This is a genomic window from Cellulomonas marina, assembly GCF_900111925.1.
In the GTDB taxonomy this organism is placed as follows: domain Bacteria; phylum Actinomycetota; class Actinomycetes; order Actinomycetales; family Cellulomonadaceae; genus Cellulomonas; species Cellulomonas marina.
Window position 1 is genome coordinate 1 of record NZ_FOKA01000031.1, and the last position, 2,096, is coordinate 2,096.

Annotated in this window: 2 rRNA genes; both read right to left on the reverse strand. The window is 61.0% G+C overall.

The features are described from left to right. Window positions 1-1,554: ribosomal RNA gene (locus BM048_RS18545) — 23S ribosomal RNA — on the reverse strand; the annotation flags it as partial. Between the two features lie 449 nt (window positions 1,555-2,003). Further along, window positions 2,004-2,096: ribosomal RNA gene (locus tag BM048_RS17595) — 16S ribosomal RNA — on the reverse strand; the annotation flags it as partial.

Consider the following 2,096-nt stretch of genomic DNA (forward strand, 5'->3'; position numbering starts at 1 on the left):
GCACGCGGTGGTTAGTGTCACCGGGCTCGGTATGGGCGGTTCTTCGCCGGTACGGGAATATCAACCCGTTGTCCATCGACTACGCCTGTCGGCCTCGCCTTAGGTCCCGACTTACCCAGGGCGGATGAACCTGGCCCTGGAACCCTTGGTCATTCGGCGGACGGGTTTCTCACCCGTCATTCGCTACTCATGCCTGCATTCTCACTCGTGTGGTCTCCACCGCTGGATCACTCCGCGGCTTCACCGCCCACACGACGCTCCCCTACCCACCTGCACGCCTGAACCCTTGCGGGCTGAGCTGTTGTGCACGTGTCACGGCTTCGGCGGTGTGCTTGAGCCCCGCTACATTGTCGGCGCGGAATCACTTGACCAGTGAGCTATTACGCACTCTTTCAAGGGTGGCTGCTTCTAAGCCAACCTCCTGGTTGTCAGTGCAACTCCACATCCTTTCCCACTTAGCACACGCTTAGGGGCCTTAGCCGGTGATCTGGGCTGTTTCCCTCTCGACTACGGAGCTTATCCCCCGCAGTCTCACTGCCACGCTGTGGCTTACCGGCATTCGGAGTTTGGCTAACGTCAGTAACCTGGTGGGGCCCATCGGCTATCCAGTAGCTCTACCTCCGGCAAGGAACGCGTGACGCTGCACCTAAATGCATTTCGGGGAGAACCAGCTATCACGAAGTTTGATTGGCCTTTCACCCCTAACCACAGGTCATCCCCCAGGTTTTCAACCCTGGTGGGTTCGGGCCTCCACACGGTCTTACCCGCGCTTCACCCTGCCCATGGCTAGATCACTTCGCTTCGGGTCTAGAGCACGCGACTACCTCGCCCTGTTCGGACTCGCTTTCGCTACGGCTTCCCCACACGGGTTAACCTCGCCACGTACCACTAACTCGCAGGCTCATTCTTCAAAAGGCACGCCGTCACCCCTGCTAGGGAGGCTCCGACGGATTGTAGGCACACGGTTTCAGGTACTATTTCACTCCCCTCCCGGGGTACTTTTCACCTTTCCCTCACGGTACTTGTCCGCTATCGGTCACCAGGTAGTATTTAGGCTTACACAGTGGTCTGTGCAGATTCACTCCAGGTTTCTCGGGCCCGGAGCTACTTGGGATCCCTCACGGGAGGCCACACCATTTCGTCTACGGGGGTACCACCCTCTGTGCCCGGCCATTCAAAGCCGTTCGACTATGGCGCGACTTTCTCACTCCCCGGGCCGGCGGCAGCCAGCCCAGCAAGGTCCCACAACCCCGTACGCGCAACCCCTGCCGGGTATCACACGCGCACGGTTTGGCCTGATCCGCTTTCGCTCGCCACTACTCACGGAATATCTCTTCCTGCCGGTACTGAGATGTTTCACTTCCCGGCGTTCCCTCCACACACCCTATATATTCAGGTGCGGGTCACAGCACATGACTGCTGCGGGGTTCCCCCATTCGGACATCCTCGGATCACAGTCTGTTTGCCGACTCCCCGAGGCTTATCGCAGGCTACCACGTCCTTCTTCGGCTCCTGATGCCAAGGCATCCACCCTGTGCCCTTAAAAACTTGCCACAAAGATCATTCAAAGATGCTCGCGTCCACTGTGCAGTTCTCAAACAACGACCACCACGACCGGATCCGGCACCGCCAGCACCCACCCCCGACCCCCCTTCCGCGACGGAAGAGGACCAGACATGAGCCGGTACGAGCACCCCGGCCATGGCCCCGAGACGAACACACCACCCGACCGGGCAGCTGCTCCCTCAGGACCCAACAGCGTGTCAGCCGACCCCCAGACCACCCCGGCCACCCGTTCCCACCCGCGCACCGCACCCCCACCCCCCACCAGGAGGAGCAAGGACACGACCACACGACGTACTAGGGTCACCCGGGCCCGCAGGACCGGCAGCAGTCGATGTTCCACCCTCGAGCACCACCCCCAGCACGCACGGCCAGGGCATGGTCCTGCACGCACCACCCCCACCCACGACAGGCAAGGACGCGCGTCAGATGCTCCTTAGAAAGGAGGTGATCCAGCCGCACCTTCCGGTACGGCTACCTTGTTACGACTTAGTCCCAATCGCCAGTCCCACCTTCGACAGCTCCCCCCTCAC